This window comes from Gordonia sp. DT101, assembly GCF_049844895.1.
In the GTDB taxonomy this organism is placed as follows: Bacteria; Actinomycetota; Actinomycetes; order Mycobacteriales; family Mycobacteriaceae; genus Gordonia.
Genome location: NZ_JBNCLX010000001.1, coordinates 1,087,885 through 1,104,388, shown reverse-complemented (window position 1 = coordinate 1,104,388; position 16,504 = coordinate 1,087,885). Strand labels below are relative to the sequence as shown.

14 protein-coding genes are annotated in these 16,504 nt (G+C 65.2%); 6 read left to right on the top strand and 8 right to left on the bottom strand.

Annotated elements, in window-relative coordinates:
• Positions 1 to 457: 457 nt before the first annotated feature.
• The 3 genes from ACLQ3I_RS05305 to ACLQ3I_RS05295 form a co-directional block, all read right to left on the bottom strand.
• Positions 458 to 943: an enoyl-CoA hydratase gene (locus tag ACLQ3I_RS05305; RefSeq protein WP_425793296.1), complete on the bottom strand. Its 486-nt coding sequence runs from the start codon at positions 941 to 943 to the stop codon at positions 458 to 460.
• Positions 944 to 1,248: 305 nt separating this feature from the next.
• A complete protein-coding gene (locus ACLQ3I_RS05300; RefSeq protein ID WP_425793295.1) occupies positions 1,249 to 1,731 on the bottom strand; it encodes an enoyl-CoA hydratase in 483 nt (160 codons plus the stop codon).
• Positions 1,732 to 1,836: 105 nt separating this feature from the next.
• Positions 1,837 to 3,012, bottom strand: a complete 1,176-nt coding sequence (locus ACLQ3I_RS05295) for a hypothetical protein (RefSeq protein ID WP_425800327.1) — start codon at positions 3,010 to 3,012, stop codon at positions 1,837 to 1,839.
• Between the two features lie 749 nt (positions 3,013 to 3,761).
• Here ACLQ3I_RS05295 and ACLQ3I_RS05290 point away from each other — a divergent pair.
• Both ACLQ3I_RS05290 and ACLQ3I_RS05285 read left to right on the top strand, forming a co-directional pair.
• The gene (locus tag ACLQ3I_RS05290; RefSeq protein ID WP_425800325.1) at positions 3,762 to 4,715 is read left to right on the top strand and encodes an esterase/lipase family protein; all 954 of its coding nucleotides are present in this window, start codon (positions 3,762 to 3,764) and stop codon (positions 4,713 to 4,715) included.
• 347 nt (positions 4,716 to 5,062) lie between these two features.
• Entirely contained in the window at positions 5,063 to 5,764 is a 702-nt protein-coding gene (locus ACLQ3I_RS05285) for a GNAT family N-acetyltransferase (protein WP_425800323.1), read from the top strand.
• Here the strand turns inward: ACLQ3I_RS05285 and ACLQ3I_RS05280 are convergent.
• A complete protein-coding gene (locus ACLQ3I_RS05280) occupies positions 5,746 to 6,147 on the bottom strand; it encodes a hypothetical protein (protein ID WP_425793291.1) in 402 nt (133 codons plus the stop codon). The genes ACLQ3I_RS05285 and ACLQ3I_RS05280 overlap by 19 nt on opposite strands.
• A gap of 253 nt (positions 6,148 to 6,400) precedes the next feature.
• Here ACLQ3I_RS05280 and ACLQ3I_RS05275 point away from each other — a divergent pair, with 253 nt between their 5' ends.
• Positions 6,401 to 8,146 (top strand): DUF3556 domain-containing protein, encoded by a 1,746-nt coding sequence (locus tag ACLQ3I_RS05275; RefSeq protein WP_425800321.1) that lies wholly within the window; start codon positions 6,401 to 6,403, stop codon positions 8,144 to 8,146.
• 292 nt (positions 8,147 to 8,438) lie between these two features.
• On the opposite strand, the gene ACLQ3I_RS05270 is transcribed toward ACLQ3I_RS05275, so the two are convergent.
• Positions 8,439 to 8,825: a VOC family protein gene (locus tag ACLQ3I_RS05270; protein ID WP_425800319.1), complete on the bottom strand. Its 387-nt coding sequence runs from the start codon at positions 8,823 to 8,825 to the stop codon at positions 8,439 to 8,441.
• Positions 8,826 to 9,044: 219 nt separating this feature from the next.
• Between ACLQ3I_RS05270 and ACLQ3I_RS05265 the strand changes: the two genes are divergently transcribed.
• Positions 9,045 to 10,031 (top strand): hypothetical protein, encoded by a 987-nt coding sequence (locus ACLQ3I_RS05265; RefSeq protein ID WP_425800317.1) that lies wholly within the window; start codon positions 9,045 to 9,047, stop codon positions 10,029 to 10,031.
• Here ACLQ3I_RS05265 and ACLQ3I_RS05260 read toward each other — a convergent pair.
• On the bottom strand, positions 9,991 to 13,374 hold the full coding sequence (locus ACLQ3I_RS05260; RefSeq protein WP_425800315.1) for an SNF2-related protein: 3,384 nt from the start codon (positions 13,372 to 13,374) through the stop codon (positions 9,991 to 9,993). The genes ACLQ3I_RS05265 and ACLQ3I_RS05260 overlap by 41 nt on opposite strands.
• Before the next feature lie 81 nt (positions 13,375 to 13,455).
• Between ACLQ3I_RS05260 and ACLQ3I_RS05255 the strand changes: the two genes are divergently transcribed.
• Positions 13,456 to 14,646: an alkaline phosphatase family protein gene (locus ACLQ3I_RS05255; RefSeq protein ID WP_425800313.1), complete on the top strand. Its 1,191-nt coding sequence runs from the start codon at positions 13,456 to 13,458 to the stop codon at positions 14,644 to 14,646.
• Positions 14,647 to 14,670: 24 nt separating this feature from the next.
• On the opposite strand, the gene ACLQ3I_RS05250 is transcribed toward ACLQ3I_RS05255, so the two are convergent.
• Together ACLQ3I_RS05250 and ACLQ3I_RS05245 are read right to left on the bottom strand one after the other, a co-directional pair.
• The gene (locus ACLQ3I_RS05250; protein ID WP_425800311.1) at positions 14,671 to 15,591 is read right to left on the bottom strand and encodes an aldo/keto reductase; all 921 of its coding nucleotides are present in this window, start codon (positions 15,589 to 15,591) and stop codon (positions 14,671 to 14,673) included.
• A 44-nt stretch (positions 15,592 to 15,635) separates the two neighbouring features.
• On the bottom strand, positions 15,636 to 15,947 hold the full coding sequence (locus tag ACLQ3I_RS05245; RefSeq protein WP_425800309.1) for a DUF2316 family protein: 312 nt from the start codon (positions 15,945 to 15,947) through the stop codon (positions 15,636 to 15,638).
• Positions 15,948 to 16,028: 81 nt separating this feature from the next.
• On the opposite strand from ACLQ3I_RS05245, the gene ACLQ3I_RS05240 reads away from it, so the two are divergent.
• Positions 16,029 to 16,454: a MarR family winged helix-turn-helix transcriptional regulator gene (locus ACLQ3I_RS05240; protein WP_425800307.1), complete on the top strand. Its 426-nt coding sequence runs from the start codon at positions 16,029 to 16,031 to the stop codon at positions 16,452 to 16,454.
• Positions 16,455 to 16,504 lie beyond the last annotated feature (50 nt).

The following is a 16,504-nucleotide window of genomic DNA, read 5'->3' as shown; positions in this document are numbered from 1 at the left end:
ACAGGTGGACAAAGTCGCTGTTCGTCGATGTCGTTCGGGTGAAGGCGCGGGCTTGCCGCCATTCGCCCCTGCCGTGACAATTGCGGGAGGTCCTCGATACAACGTGTCGAAGTCGACAGCGCTCCTGATCGTCACCTTGCAAACAGCATTTCGCCTCCAGCCGGGTCCATCACCCACGAACCCCCGGGGTGTCAGAGTGATGAAGGCCTTTCCGCGCTGTTGGCGATCGACTTTGATCCCGACGTGAATCGGTCCACGGCAGCCGCTGTTTCCGCCGACAGCCCAAACATCCTGACTGTACTGGCTGATTCGAGGTGCCTCGTAGGGCTTGGCGCCGGCAGTGCCCGCGCCACGAGCGACACGATGACAGCTACTCCTACGCACACCAACCCCATCGAGCGACGGAACATGTCGTCCTTTCGGTCAGGCTTATGCGACGGCGACCAACGGTCCGTTCCTACTCACGGAACCACCACAAAGAAGCCGACTCCATATCCTGCCGGACTCGCACTGGAAGATCCTTCGAATAAGGAACGACGCCGAACTGGATCAATCCGGACCCTGTGTAGATATCTCGGGATACCTGCTCGCCCTTACGCGACCCAAAGGTGGCGGGAAGGAAGTGTTCCTGATTCCACGCGATTGAGCTGATATGACTCGTGCCCATCACCACACGACAATGCGGATTGCGCTGCCAACCGGCACCCGAGCCAGTGAATCCGAACGAGGTCAGGTTTACGCGAACAACGCCGCGCTTCCCCTTGGGCGGACTGAGACGGGCGTTCATCACACCATGGCAGTAGTCGTGATCACCGAAGGTACCGAAGTTGTCGCTCCCCAAGGTCGTCGACTGCAATGGTGCTGCTGTTCCGATACCAGCGCCGACGAAGGTCAGTACCGAAACCGTCGCGATCATCATCGAGGCCCTGAGCTTGCTGCTCAACAACTGAGGTCTCCATTGCTGTAACCCGACGAATCTGTGTTCATGCCGTGAGCGCTCACTCTTGCGGCCAGATGACTTCGCCGCCCGGGACGGCGGCCTTGAGTTGGCCACTCTGTTCCTTGGTCATGTCGCGCGCACACTTCTCGCACTGCTTCGCTCCTCCACCCATCAGCCCGTACGGCGCCAGCGCTTGGTCGACGCTCCAGTTAGCCTTCCAGTTGCCAACTTCATTGTCGCCAGGCACATCCCGTGCGACCCGGGTTGTGACTTGGCGCTGCCGGAGTGGTTCGCGAAGTCATCCGCGATCACGGAACAAGAACGTAGGCCCCTGCCCCATTCCCTTGGCTGATCCGAGGAAGCTTGGTCGTGTACGGGATCACGGAGATCAGCGCGACTCCAGGCCCCGTGACGATGTCCCGCGTTACTCTATCCCCGCGACGCGGACCGAAGGCCGCCGGCATGGGAGTCTGCTTCAGCACACTGTTCCCACTGGTCTGGGTTGCCACCATCAACACCCGGCAGACAGGGCGTCGGGCCCAACCCCGTCCGTTGCCCACAAATCCGAACGACGTCAGGGTGACGCGGACGACGCCGTGCTTGCCCTTCGGAGCCGTGAGGCCGAGATTGACCGTGCCGCGGCAGAAGTCATGATCGCCGAACGTGCCGAAGTTGTCGCCCGTGGTCGAGAACTTCGGTAACTGCGGCTGCGAAGTGGCGCTACCCGCACCAACACATGCCATGACGGCGGCCGCCACCACCACTGCCAGTATCGAGGCAATCCTGTGCATCTCGTACCCCTCCTAGTTGTCATGCAATCATCGCGATGCCCGGGCGCGAACCGCGTTTCAAGGACCCACCACCGTGTTATTGCCAGACGGACCCGCCATTGTCCGTCACCCGACAGTCGCGGTCTCCTGCGGCCAGGTCACCTCACCACCGGGAACCGTGGATTCGATCTGGCCACTGCGTTGTTTGGTCATGTCGCGGGCCGACTCTTCGCCCTGCTTCGCTCCGCCACCCATGAACCCGTACGGCGCGAGCGCTTGGTCGACGCTCCAGTTCGCCTTCCAGTTCCCGACCTCGACGTTGACGTCACCGCGGTGATTGACGACGTAGTTGACGGCCGGCAATCCCGACTTCTTCGCATCTGAGGCGGAGAGCTTGTACTCGAACTGGTTCGCACCGGGGTTCGGAAGCGGCTTGGCCTTAGGCGCCTGGGGCTTGCCCTGCTTCCACGGTTCCTTCGGGTGCGCGCCAGGATCTCCGGCGCCGAGGGCGTAAGCGAGTGCGCCTCCGGCGGTTCCTCCGATTGCTGCACCTAGCGCCGCACCCGCAGCACCAAGGCCAACAGCACCGGCAGCCGCTCCAACGCCAGCGCCGATAAGGGCTCCTTGCGGCACAAGCACACCCGTACCGCTAGATAGCACATATCCCGTTACCGCACCCACACCTGCGCCGACGACCGCACCCCCGGCCGCACCCATCACCGCCGCCGGAATACCCAACGTCACCGCACCCGCGGTACCCCCGGTCATCACGCCGATGATCGTCGAAGCCGCTTGCCGGGTCGCCTCATCTTCAGGCACCCCCACCGAGATTAAACCTTGGGCGATCTTGGCCTCACCGTAAGCCGACCACTCATTGACTGAATTCACGTCGCGCTGCGACATCCCCTTCGGAATATCGGTCACAAAGTTGCCGACACGAATCTTCTTCGGCGGCGGCGCAATCGGCCGCACCGGCTTCACCGCACGCGGCACCCGCAACGGCTGCGAAGGCAACGGCGTATACGCATTCTCATAACTCGTACCCGAATCCGGCGCCACATACGACTGATACGGCGCCTCCTGCGGCGGACCCGGAATCGACCCCGGACCCGGGTTATAGGCAGGCGCCACCTGAGGAGTCGGCGTCGTCCCACCCTGCTCCGGTGCCGGCGCATCAGGTGTCGTGCCACCCTGCTGCGGTGCCGTGTCGCTCGGGCTCGTGCCGCCCTGCTCGGGAGCCGCCTGAGCCAAACCCGCACCCACACCCGCCGCAATCGACGCCGCCAACGCCGCCGAGGTCACCGACAACAACAACGGCGAACGACGACCCTCCGGATCATGACGATGCCGCGACCGGCGCTCAGATGCGTAAGCCATCATGTGAAAGTCCCCTCCGTACCGACGGCCGGGGCGGGAAGATGCGGTGCTGGTTCGCCCGCTTGCAGTGCTGATCGCTCGTCGCTGCCGCCCGACCTCATGTGGCCGGGTAGCTCGCCGTGGATCACGGCTTTCCCCCGAAACAGCATCACAACTCCACCCCGACAATGCTCGGTCGCATATTACCCAGCGAATCTGTTCTCGACCGCGCGGGGTAGGCCGTCAGCACCGATCATGACGTGCCGATACGCGCCGACCTGGAGACGCAAGCGATGAAGACCGCAGGAATTTCATTTGATCGGACTACAGATCTCGACCGCCGTGCGGGTTACGGCACGGTATGCGTGCACAACCATCCATCGACGTAGCCATCCGAGTTCAGTGCTCCCGCACCTCGTGCGAAAGATTGGTCTCTACCTCCGGGCGGGGAAGGTCAATCTGACGGCCACCGGTGAATTGGCGGGTGCTCTCATTCCCGGGTGATTGGCGCTGCAGAATCAGCACCAAGTCCAATCGAACAACTGCTACCGAAAGGCTGGGCACTGTCGCGGGAGCACAGAAAAGTGCGCAGCCTCGCAGATCCTGTCCCCCAGACGATTGACTCTCAGTCGGTTCTCCGACCGACCGACCGCAAACTGACAACAGCTGTGTGCCCCATGCGCTATGGTCCGCCGATGCGCGCGCTCGTATCGATTTGGTTGACAGCTCTCGCTCTGGTCTTGGCGACGGGTCCGGCAACAGCCGTCCCATCCCTCGGCCCGGCAGGTGCACAACTGCCCGTCCCGAACAACTACTTTGCGGGCACATTCAACCAGCTCGCCGATCCCGACGGCGATCCACCGGGAACCAACGACTGGTCGTGCAAACCCAGTGCTCGCCACCCGAATCCGGTCGTGCTGGTGCATGGCGGGTTCGCCAATCGACAGCTCGACTGGGGCGTCTACGGGCCGGTCCTGCACAACGCGGGCTACTGCACGTTTGCCCTCAACTGGGGCGTGCAGGCCGGTGTGCCGAAACCGTTCAGCGGTATCGCAGGGCTGTCATCGATCGAGGCGGTCGGTGTGCCTGAGTTGTCGGCTTTTGTCCGCAAAGTCCTCGCCACAACGCACGCGTCCAAGGTCGACCTCGTGTCCCACTCGCTCGGCAGTCTGGTCACCGGGTACTTCATCCGCTACGGCGGTGGGCACACCGTCGTCGACAAATCGGTCTCGATCGCAGGCATCTACCAGGGCGTCGCCATCCCTCAAGAGGTCATCGACGCCAGCCCGCTGACCCGCGGCGGAAACTGCGCGCTCTGCCGAGAACCCGCAGCCGGATCGGCGTTCATCAAGAAGCTCAACGCCGGCGTTACCCCATACGTGCCGGGCGTCGAATACACGAACATCGCGACCCGCTACGACGAGATGGCTGTGCCGTATACCAGCGGACTCGTGCCCGGGAAACCTGGTCAGCAGGTCACCAACATCGTTGTCCAGGACTCGTGCGCGCAGGACTATTCGGAGCATCAAGCGATCGCGGGCTCACACCGCACCACGGTGATGGTCCGGAACGCCCTGGATCCGGAACACCCGCAACGCGTGTCTTGCGAACTGGTGTTGCCGAGCGTGGGCAGCACGCCCGGTCGGTGACCTCACACTGCGACCCCGCCGCGACAGAATCGTCTACGACGGGGTCACACGGCACGGCATCGTGCCGGTCGGTTCGTTGGCACACCCCGACTCACCGTCACGAGCACGTGAGCCGTCAAAGCACACACGCCGGCCGCGGTGGGTCGCGGTCTGTCCAACGTCAGCTCGGATCCGGCATCGTCACCCTCTCGGTCGGTGAGGTCCGGACGTCTGCGCCGGATCGCTCGTTCACCGTCGACACTGCCCCGCCGACCTTGGGCCGAAATCATCTGCGCCTGAGAGGAATCTGCGAACCTCAACCCAGGGTTCGCAAGTCGCCCAATTACGACACCGGGTATCGTCGAGCCGTGGAAAGCAGTACCTCCAGCCCACTCGACAACCCGGCACTGGCCGCCTTGGCCGGGCCCCACGCACGTTTCGCTGAGCGTCACGGCAACGCGGTGCGCTATCAGCCGGATGTCTGCCCGATGGCCGCACTCCCCGACGACCCGACCGCCGCCGACTGGGCCGACGCCGCCATGCTCGTCGGGGCCGGCACCTCGATATTCGTTCCGGTCGTCGACGTGACGCCACCCGCCGACTGGGGACTGCAGATGCGGATGAAGGGCGTACAGATGGTCGACGACGCCGTCGCGTCGGCGCCCGATGACGAGGCGGTCGAGCTCACCGCCGACGACGTACCCGAGATGCTCGATCTGGTGCGCCGTACGGAGCCGGGCCCGTTCCGGCCGCGGACCATCGAACTCGGCACTTACCTGGGTATCCGCCGCGGTGGGCGCCTCGTGGCCATGGGCGGTGAGCGCCTGCACCTGCCGGGCTGGACCGAGATCAGCGCTGTCTGTACCGATCCCGACAATCAGGGCCAGGGGCTGGGTAGCCGACTGATTCGCGCACTCGCGCATGGCATCCGGCTGCGCGGCGAGGTGCCGTTCCTGCACGCCTCGGCGTCCAACACCACCGCCATCCGCCTCTACGAGACGCTCGGCTTCGCCCTGCGTCGAGAGGTGATGTTCCAGTCCTTCACGGCGCCTCAGGAGATTCGCAAGTAGCTGAGCGCCGCGATCACCGCCGCCATCAAGGCCGACATCGCGAGCAGAAATCCCGGCCCGGCGTTCTCGTCGAGGATCGTCGCGGCCGTGACCCCGGCGACCACCGCGATCCCGACCATCACCAGCGCCAGCCGGCGGACCAGCACCCAGCTCAGCGGAGAGCGCGCGGCGACCAGGATGATCACGAGATATCCGGCGGTGTTCACCGATCCGATCAGCGCGCTGAACCCTGGACTGTGCGACACGTCGGCGAGTACCGGCAGCACTGACAGCGCGAGCGTCGACATCACACCGGCCAACGCGAGGATGATGACCAGGACCCGCTCTCGACTGTCCTTGTCGCCCAGACCGTTACGTGGCGGTAGGTCGTCGTCGGTGGTCATCTGGATTCTCACTCCCGGATTGGTCATCCCCATCACGCGTTCGCCCTCGCCGACGAACGTGAAGCTGACGTGTGGCGGTCTCAGCGTAGGCAGACGTCCCGACGAGAGGAGGGCTTCGCTCGCAACCCGCCGGCAGCAATCGCCGAACCGCTACCAAGCAATTGCTTGGTTTGTTAGGCTCCCTCCTCGACACACGACATGCCGGCCAGCCCGGCCACGGCGACAAAACGCACAGGTGACGAGGGCGATAGCGATGGGATTCCTGAAGCAGACCACTCCCGAGATCGACTTCCCGACCTGGAGTCAGGGCACGCGGGCCGAGAAGATCAAGCCCATGGCCCGGCACTGGGCCGAGGTGGGTTTCGGGACGCCGGTCGCGTTGCACCTGTTCTACGTCGTGAAGATCGCGCTCTACATCCTGATCGCATGGGCGGTGGTCATCACCACGCCCGGCATCGACGGCTTCTTCGATGTGACGAGTTGGTACAACGAGCCGATCGTCTTCCAGAAGGTCGTGCTCTACACGATGCTGTTCGAGGTCGTCGGCCTCGGCTGCGGATTCGGACCGCTGAACAACCGATTCTTCCCGCCGATGGGCTCGATACTGTATTGGTTGCGGCCCAAGACTATTCGTCAGCCACCATGGCCGAATCGCATTCCGCTGACCAAGGGGGACTCGCGGCAACCGATCGACGTGCTGCTGTACGCGGCGCTGCTGGTGACGCTGGTGGTCGCGCTGTTCAGCTCGGGTACGGGTGCGATCCCGGAACTCGACACCACCGTCGGCGTGTTGCCCGACTGGGAGATCTGGACCATCGTGGTACTGCTCGCTGCGGCAGGTCTGCGCGACAAGACGATCTTCCTGGCCGCTCGCGGAGAGGTGTACGGCGCGTTGACCGTCACGTTCCTGTTCGCCGGCGTCGACATGATTCTCGGCGCCAAGCTCATCTTCCTCGTCATCTGGATGGGCGCGGCAACGTCGAAGCTCAACAAGCACTTCCCGTTCGTGATCTCGACGATGATGTCGAACAATCCGATCTGGCGGTCACCGAAGATCAAGCGGAAGTTCTTCGAGGATTTCCCCGAGGACCTGCGGCCCGGACGGCGGTCGCGGTGGATCGCCCACTTCTCCACCGCCGTCGAAGGTCTCGTCCCGATTGTCCTGTTCTTCTCGGGCGGCGGCTGGCTGACTGCGGTCGCGGCGATCATCATGTTGATCTTCCATTTCGGCATCCTGTCGTCGATCCCGATGGGTGTGCCGCTGGAGTGGAACGTCTTCATGATGTTCGGTGTGGTGGCGCTGTTCGTCGGTCACTCCGACATCGGGCTCACCGACCTCCAGTCCGTCTGGCCGATCCTGCTGTTCCTCGTGTCGGCGGGCACCGTGATCATCGGAAACCTGATGCCACGCAAGGTCTCCTTCCTGCCGGGTATGCGGTACTACGCCGGGAACTGGGACACCAGCCTCTGGTGCCTCACCCCCGCAGCATCCGCGAAGATCGAGAGCGGAATCGTCGCGATCGCGTCGATGCCGGCCGCACAACTCGAGCGTTTCTACGGCAGCGCGGAAGCAGCGCAGATCCCGCTCTACATGGGATATGCGTTCCGCTCGTTCAACAGTCACGGTCGGGCGTTGTTCACGCTCGCGCATCGGGCGATGGCCGGCTGTGAAGAGTCAGGCTTCGTGCTGACGGACGGTGAGCGGATCACCAGCACGGCGATGGGCTGGAACTTCGGTGACGGCCACATGTGCAACGAGCAACTGATCGCGTCGTTGCAGCGGCACTGCCGGTTCGAGCCGGGTGAGGTGCGGATCGTGATCCTCGACGCGCAGCCGATCCACCGGCAGACGCAGGAGTACCGGCTCGTCGACCCGGCAGTCGGCGAGTTCGAGCGGGGATTCGTGAAGGTGTCCGACCTCGTCACCCGGCAGCCCTGGGACGATCAGATTCCGGTGACGGTGACATGGCAAGCGGAGAGTCGGGAGTCGGCGGGATAGACCGCCCTGACTGCGTGACCCGAACAGACTGCGGCAGGGATGCAAGTCCGGGTCAGATCACTGCCACACCCAGTTCCAGCGGCGGGTGCGCTGATCGAACTTGCGCACGCGCCGGCGACGATGCTGCGGGGCGGCGGGTGTGTTCTTGCGGTTGTTGGTGGGGGTCGGCATCGATGCGCCCGTTCTCTCTGATCCGGCGGGTGCCGGCTCGCTCTGACACCCACAACAATGCGGTGGCAACCTTGCGGTGCCATCGACTCTTCCTGGCAGTTTGCTTGAGACGAACCCGTCGTCAGTCGTCGAACCCGTGATGCACTGCTTCGACGTTGTTGCCGTCGAGGTCGCGTAGGAACACCCCGTAGTAGTTCGGGTGATATTCGGGCCAGACGCGGGGCTCGTGCAGAATCGTCGCGTTCGCGGCCTTGGCCGCGGCGAACACATCGTCGACGGCCTCACGGCTCGGGGCCGTGAGGGCCAGATGGATGGGGCGGTGTCCGGTGTCGTCGAGCGGACCTACCCAGAGGCGCGGGAAGCCGTCGGCGCCGGAGAGTCCGATCACCGGGCCGCCGTCGCGCTGATACCGCATGGCCTTGCGCACGCCGACGGCAGCGAACACCGTGGTGTAGAAGTCGGCGGCACCGCCGGGGTCGGCGCACTGCAGGGCGACGTGATCGAGCATGGCAAGGAATCTACCGTCCACGACGGGCGACTGGGGGTAAACAAATGAGCAGAAGATCGCGCCGGTGTAACGCATCGTGCGATTGCCCCGATCTTCTGGCCAAGGCGTGACGCGAATGCTCGTCCGTGACGATGCGCCCCGCCCGAGCACTGTGGAGCCAGCCCCGAACTTGTCGGACCCGCTCCATATCGTGCTGTCATTGCCGACGACTGGAGACCCATGGCAGTCACCGTCTCCCATGACACCCTCGCGTTCTCCTTCCCCGAGGTTCACGCCGACGCCGAGTTGTACATCGAGTTCGTACGCACACTGCGAGTGCCCGACTACGACACCACTCATCCGCTGCCGCCCGGACTCGGCTCCTTCGACCTGCTCTCCGGAGGCCACCTCGGGCCCCGCATCCACTCGACCGGATGGCACACCGCCGACGTGCTGCTCCCGATGTGGCAATCGGAGGCGGCGTGGGTCAACTTCGCGTCCGTGTACCCCTTCCTCGTGCGGATCGGAGTGGGTGGAGTGAACGCCGTGACCGGTCAGGCGTTCTCTGATGATCCCGATTTTGACGCGGAAGACTATTTCGAGGTCCCGAATCAGCCGAGGCTCGATGGATTCCGGACCGACGCTTCGACGGTCCGTCAGTTCGTCGCCGTCCCCGCCGCGGATGGACAGTCGACCACAGAGCACGTCGCCGACGCCGACGACGGCACCGTCCGCATCGAGGTCATCCCGTTGCGCGGGGAGCTCTGGGAGGCGCGGCGAATCGACCCGAATCGATGCAGCGCCGAAATGGTTCCCGAGGTGGATGCGTGGGGCGCGTCCCTGACCGGCAGCATGGGTCTGAGCGCGGCCGGGTCGCTCACCCGGTCCATCGCGACACCCGTCGAACCACGCGAGAACTGGCATCCGACCGCCCGATCCGGCGCCGTCCTGCGCATCGTCAATTCGGTTGCGTGGAAAGAACTCACGGGCGGGGAACCCCATCACCCACCACTGACGATCAACGAGTACCGGCGACACCGCTTTCCCTGGTTCGAGTGGTACGACGACGACAGTCACGCGCGGCGCAGCGCGCGGGCGCTGTCCGATGGCGTGGTTCTGGCCGCACCTTCGGATTCCGGCTTCGAGCCGAAAGTGCGGCCGGATACTGAAGGTGCGGCCGGAACGGTCACGTGTCCCCCAGCATCGCCCGCACGTCGTCGGGGCTGATCACCGTACCGAACAGATCGCCGTCGTCGACGACGGCGTCGAACAGCGCACGCTTCTTGTCCTGCAACTCGACGACCTTCTCCTCGATGGTCCCCTTGGACACCAGCCGGTACACGGTGACCGGCCGGGTCTGGCCGATGCGATGGGTCCGATCGACGGCCTGAGCCTCGGCGGCGGGGTTCCACCACGGGTCGCAGACGAAGCAGTAATCGGCCTCGGTGAGGTTCAGACCGAAGCCACCGGCCTTGAGGCTGATCAGGAATACCTTGGTGTGGCCACTGCTGAACTGGTCGATCGCGGTGGTGCGTTGCTTCGCGCTCATCGACCCGTCGAGGTAGCTGTAGGCGATGCCGAGACCGTCGAGGCGTTCGCGGATGAGCCCGAGGAACCCGGTGAACTGGCTGAAGACCAGGGCGGCATGGCCTTCGGCGATCAGTTCGGGCAGCTGTTCGGCGAGGTAGTCGATCTTGGCGGACGCCACACCGAGGTCCTTCTCGTCGACAAGTCCCGCGTGCAGACTCAGCTGCCGCATCATCGTCAGCGATCGGAAGATGGCGAAGCGGTTCTCCTCCCAGTCCCCCAGCAGACCGAGGACCCGCTGGCGCTCCCGGTTGAGCCTGGCCTGGTAGATGTGCTCGTGTTTGGCGGTCAGGTCGACGGCCAGCACCTGCTCCTGTTTGGCCGGCAGGTCGGCGACGACCTGGTTCTTTGTGCGGCGCAACATCACCGGACGGATGCGTCGGCGCAGGCCGTCGAGCCGCTCGGGATGCTCGCCGGATTCGATCGGTTTGCGGTAGTACTCCCCGAAGGTGTTGGGCGAAGGGAACAGGCCGGGCGCGGTCAGGGAGAGCAGCGACCACAGCTCCATCAGGTTGTTCTCCATCGGCGTGCCGGTGATGGCAAGTTTCATCTCGGCGCCGAGGCGACGCGCACACTGGTGGGTCTTGCTCTTGTGATTCTTCACGAACTGAGCCTCGTCGAAGATCACTCCAGTCCAACGGAATTGGTTGATCTTGTCGAATTGCAGGCGGAGCAACGTGTACGAGGTCACCACGATGTGCGCGCCACCGACCTGTTCGGCGAAGTCGATACCGCTCTTGGCCTCGGTGGCGGTCACCGCGACCGCCTCCAGGGCGGGTACGAATTTGTGCGCCTCGCTGACCCAGTTACCGACGACACTGGTCGGCGCGACGACCAGGAAGCACCCGGACGGCTGCTCGGCCGTCGCCTCGGCGATCAGGGCGAGGGCCTGCACAGTCTTGCCGAGCCCCATGTCGTCGGCGAGGATGCCACCGATCCTGTTCTGCCACAAGAACCTCAGCCAGTCGAGTCCGTCATGCTGATAGTCACGTAGGTCGGCGCGCAGCCCCGCAGGCGGACCCATGCGCGCGGGCAGAGTGGCCTCGGCGAGGCGTCTTACCCGCGAATGCCATTCGGCCAGTTGGTCGTCGACGACACCGAGGCCGAGCAGTTCCTCCCAGAGGGTCGCGTTGTAGGTGTTGCGCTTGACGAGGCCGTTCTCGATCTCGCCGAGGTCCTGCGCCTCGCGGATGAGCTCGGTGAGTCGCCGTAGCTCGGCGCTGTCGAGCGGAAAGTAGGTGCCGTCGGGCAGGAGCAGGTGGGTCGCGTTGGCGGCGAGTGCCCGGATGACGTCGCCGAGCGGGACCTCACGGCCGTCGACCTCGATGGTGATCCGGAGGTTCAGCCAATCGTTGCCGGCCGGGCTGGTGTCCTCGCTGATGACGATCTCCGGCTCCTCTTGCGCCGGGCGGAAATCGACGAGGTCACCGATCACCTCGACCTCGATGCCGTCACCGAGTTCGGGCACCAGCTCGCCGACCAGGACGGCGGTGTCGATGAGCGAGTAGGTGAAGGTACGGCGCAGGAGATCGGTGCCGGCCTGCCGGACCGCGGAGACAACGTCGTCGGCAACGACGGCGTCGAGGTCGCCGTCGTCGGTTCGCGCTCCGGACCGTAGCGACTGGTTGACCAGACGTGCCGCCTGCGTCTGCCACCGCGTGCATCGACAGGCGACGAGTTCCATCGCGACTCGTGCGTCCTTCCACGCCTGCGCTTCGTCTTCGGCGTTGCGGATGCTGCTCGCTGCCACCGGGTCGGCGGTGTCGAAGACGCGTCGCCGCTCGTTGATGCGATAGCTGATCCGCCAGTCCACCTGCGATGCCTGTTCACCGACTCGGATGGTGAGCAATGGCGTCGGCCCGACGATGGTCGGCGGGGTGATGGCACCGTCTTCGATGTCGACCGGGACCGTCGCGGCGAGTGACGGCAGCAGGTCCGCGACGAACTCGTCGAGATCGGCGTCGGGGATCACCACGCCACCGGTGGACACGAGCTCCTCGAGTGCCCGGCGGTCGGACGGCGCCTCGAACGGACCCATCAGCAAGACGTCCTCGTCGACGGTGAATGCACCATGTGGGACAGGCGTACCGATCAAGCCCACGGGTGAATCGTGCCAGTTGTCGTGATCGACCTGGAGATACGGGGAGACGAGGGCGCCGTCGTCGGTACGGGTGATACGGAACGCGATCCGCGCGCCGGCGAAGAGGTCGACGTAGGTGGCACCGGTCGACGGGTCGGCGAGCAAGGCCACCCCGGCGTCGTGGGCTGCAGCCACCAGTTCCCAGATGTCGTTCGGCGCCCAGCCGAGCGCCATCTGGTCATCGTGGACCCCGGTGTTGACGTAGGCGCGCGCCATTGCGACCACTGCGCGCAGCTGCCCCGATTCGAACTCCGGGTGCTCCGGGGCGAGCGGCAGGCCGCCGGCTCGTCGGGCCACCGTTCGCCAGCTGATGCCCTTCCTCACCCATCTGCCGCGCTTACCCTGTTTGACCAGCCGTAACGTTGGCGCGGGATTGGGCGCCCACCGTTTCTTCGGCGGCAGTTCGACGAGGATACCGATGTCGACGGGCGCCGTCTTCGGTTCCTCGTGGACAAACGCACCCAAGGTGGTGCGCCACTGGGCGGGGAGCCTGCTGATGGGCGCGAGCTCGCCGACGTCGGTCTGTGGTTCGGTCGTGCTCTCGACCTGCAGCGCGGTCAGCACCAGCGCCACGCCGTGCTTGCACATGAATCCGACCGGACACGAACACTCGGTGAAGTCGAGGGAGCGTGAGGTCTCCAGTGCGTTGAAGACGGCTGTGGTCTCGTACACCTGACCGCCGGATCCTCGGCATCGGCCGGTCAGCGCCAGGTCGTCCGGTGACCAGCTCATCCCGATGATCCGGCCGTCGTCGGCGTAGTCGGACCCCCGGTCGACGGTTGCCATGTCGAAATCGACGAGCAGGTCGCTCGCCGCCTCGTGCAGGGGATCGAAATCGGGCATGCACCCAGGCTAGGGCGAGTAGCCGACGCGGCAAGCCGATGCGCCCGGGTTGTCCACAAGAAATGCGGATACCGTGTCGTTGTGAGTGAATCGTCGGACGAGCTCCATCCTCTGCAATGGAGCAGCTTTGCGACGCTCGCCGACGTGCTACCGGCGATCGACGACGCCTTCCAGCAGAGCCCGACGTCGACCGTTCCGATCCCCTCGAGCAAAGACGTCGTGCTGCTCCTGATCGACGGTCTCGGCGCCACCCTGCTCGACGACCACGCCGAGGTCGCGCCGACGCTGACGGCGATGCGGACGGCCACCATCCGCGCGGGCTTCCCCGCGACGACGGCGACCAGCATCACCAGCCTGATGGCCGGCGCACCCTGCGGGAGCCACGGCATCATCGGCTACTCGTTCCGCACGGATCGGGACGAAACCCGTGGACCAAAACGCCGGACCCTCAACGCGTTACGCTGGACCTTCAACCGATCCGACGGACGCTCGGCTCTGGGACTGTATGTGCCGGAACTGATCCAGCCGGAGCCAGGCCTCCTCGCCGAGATGGCCGACCGCGGCGTCGACGTGACGTACGTGATGCCTGCGGCATACCGCGGGTCGGGATTCAGCCGGGCCGCCTTCCGCGTGGAGGGCACGTACATCGGGGCGCAGATACCTGCCGACATCCTCGCCGGCATCGGTGACGCACTGGCGCCGTCCACGCCGGATCATCGTCTCATCTATGCCTACTGGCCCGATCTCGATGCGGCCGGACACCTCTTCGGGCCCGGCTCGCCGCAGTGGGTGAAGACGTTGGGTGTGGTGGACCGCCTGGTCGCCGACATCGCGTCGGATCTCCCCCGCGATGCCACCTTGGTGGTGACCGGAGATCACGGGATGATCCAGGCGGACAATCGAATCGACATCGACACCACAGACGAGATGCTCAAGGGTGTCGAGGCGGTGGCGGGTGAGATGCGCGTCCGTCACGTCTACACACGACCCGGCGCTCGCGACGACGTGCACACGTTCTGGACCGACGTCCTGGGTGACGACGCGTTCGTGGTGCCGCGTGAACAGGTGCTGGACGAACAGTGGTTCGGTGCTGAGGTGACCGACGTGGTCGCCGAGCGGATCGGCGACCTGGTGGCCGTGGCACGGGGAAGAACGATCATCACCCGGACCCTGGCCGACCCGGCGCCGGAGGTGAACATGCCCGGCCATCACGGTGCCTGGACGGCGGCCGAGCAGTTGGTGCCGGTGCTGGTGCACGCGGGTGGGAACTGACTGCGTTCCGAGAACCGCTCGGTGTCAGCCGATTTGACCTTCACGATGGGGCACGCCGTCGAGGGCGGCCACCGTGTCCGCATCGAGCACGACCGAGCCGGCGGCGACGTTCTCTTCGAGATGGCCCACCGATGAGGTGCCCGGGATCAGCAACATGTTCGGAGCCCGGTGCAGCAGCCACGCGAGCCCGACCTGCGACGGCGTGACGTCGAGGGTCTGAGCGACCTGCACCACGATGGCCTCGTCGGTCACCTTCGGCATCCCGGGAAACGCACTGCCGAGCGGAAAGTACGGCACCCACGCGATGCCCTCGGCGGTGCACAGATCGAGCATGTCGTCGTCGGTGCGGGACACGAGACTGTAGGCGTTCTGCACGCACGCGATGCCGGCAGGCAGCGCCTGGCGCAGCATCTCGATCGAGACGGTACTCAGTCCGATGCCGCCGATCAGACCCTCGTCGCGCATGGCGACCATCGCGGCGAGCTGATCGTCGAAGTCGACGACCTGGTCCGCCGAGACGGGGATCGGAGCGCTGGCGTCGACGCGTCGCAGATTCACCACCGGGATCTGATCGAGCCCGAGACTGCGCAGGTTGTGTTCGACACTCGCCCGGAGCTCTTCGGGACGCTGCGCGGCTCGCATCGGCATCGGGCCGTCCGGGTTCGGGTCGGCACCCACCTTGGTGACCACGGTGACACCGTCGTCTGGGCGTACGGCCTCGCGGATCAGCTCATTCGAGAAACCGTTTCCGTAGAATTGCGCGGTGTCGATGTGGTTCACACCGAGTTCGATCGCCCGCCGGATCACCGCGACGGCAGCTGCGCGGTCGTCGCGTCGTCGCTCCAATTGCATTGCGCCGTAGCCGACGCGGGCGACCGATCGGTCGCCGATGGTCCCGGTACCGCCCGGGTGGGACGCGGTTGAGACGGAGTTGGTGTCAGACATCAGAGTCCTCGATTCGGTTGCTGGATGGATGGGAGTTCGGTGGATCAGGCGGCGAAGACGTGCCGCGGAGCCGGTCGGAGCCGGAACCACATTCGCGCCATGCGCCGACTCTGGGGCGTGAGCACGGTGAACGACTCGGGCTCCCGCCCGGCGTCGCGGACGGCCTGCTCGAGGTAGTCCCGGACCATCCAGACGTCGACCGGATTCTGAGATCCGGACAGCTCCAGTAGTCCGTACAGGTGATCCGACGTGAACCCGAGGTCGGCTGCCATCGCGGCGTGGGTCAGGCCGGTGAGTTCGGCGTTGCGCCGCAGTTCCTCGCTGGTGCGTCGCCGTTCTGCCTCGTTGAGTGACATGTGTTCCTTCTTCCCGCGCGCCTTGATCTGGCGCGGCGATTGCGGGTGTTGTAATGTCAACAGTAGAAGCGAGGTGTAGAAATGTCAACAGATGGGGACGAGTCCGGTGTCGCGCTGTGGCTCCTCTGGAAGCGGACCAGCGAGGTGATCCGCACAGCCGTGATCGACGATGTCACGGCCGCGAACTCGGTCTCCGAACCCGAACTGACGGTGCTCGTGCACCTCAACAAGGCAGGCGGGACGGCGAGGCAGAATGCGCTCGTCACGTCGACCGGGTGGGACCGCAGCCGACTCTCGCATCTCCTCACGCGTATGGAGAAGCGTGGTTTTCTCACCCGTGAGCGGCTACGCAACGGCGTCGAGGTGTCGCTCGCGCCGGCAGGCGAGGACCTCATGGTCGACAAACAACGTGCACTTCACGACGCCGTCGAACGGCACCTCATCGGCAGACTCGACGTCGAGCAGCAGCGGGCCCTGCGCGACATCCTCACCACGCTCGACGGATAGGCACGGTCGGCGTAGACGTGCGCACGATCGGCGCGGATCTGTGCCCGATC

Bases quoted from the DNA above. Each gene is read 5' to 3' on its own strand.
- ACLQ3I_RS05300 (WP_425793295.1), bottom strand. From the start codon at position 1,731: ATGCACAGGATTGCCTCGATACTGGCAGTGGTGGTGGCGGCCGCCGTC.
- ACLQ3I_RS05290 (WP_425800325.1), top strand. From the start codon at position 3,762: ATGCGCGCGCTCGTATCGATTTGGTTGACAGCTCTCGCTCTGGTCTTG.
- ACLQ3I_RS05280 (WP_425793291.1), bottom strand. From the start codon at position 6,147: ATGACCACCGACGACGACCTACCGCCACGTAACGGTCTGGGCGACAAG.
- ACLQ3I_RS05275 (WP_425800321.1), top strand. From the start codon at position 6,401: ATGGGATTCCTGAAGCAGACCACTCCCGAGATCGACTTCCCGACCTGG.
- ACLQ3I_RS05270 (WP_425800319.1), bottom strand. From the start codon at position 8,825: ATGCTCGATCACGTCGCCCTGCAGTGCGCCGACCCCGGCGGTGCCGCC.
- ACLQ3I_RS05265 (WP_425800317.1), top strand. From the start codon at position 9,045: ATGGCAGTCACCGTCTCCCATGACACCCTCGCGTTCTCCTTCCCCGAG.
- ACLQ3I_RS05260 (WP_425800315.1), bottom strand. From the start codon at position 13,374: ATGCCCGATTTCGATCCCCTGCACGAGGCGGCGAGCGACCTGCTCGTC.
- ACLQ3I_RS05250 (WP_425800311.1), bottom strand. From the start codon at position 15,591: ATGTCTGACACCAACTCCGTCTCAACCGCGTCCCACCCGGGCGGTACC.
- ACLQ3I_RS05245 (WP_425800309.1), bottom strand. From the start codon at position 15,947: ATGTCACTCAACGAGGCAGAACGGCGACGCACCAGCGAGGAACTGCGG.
- ACLQ3I_RS05240 (WP_425800307.1), top strand. From the start codon at position 16,029: ATGTCAACAGATGGGGACGAGTCCGGTGTCGCGCTGTGGCTCCTCTGG.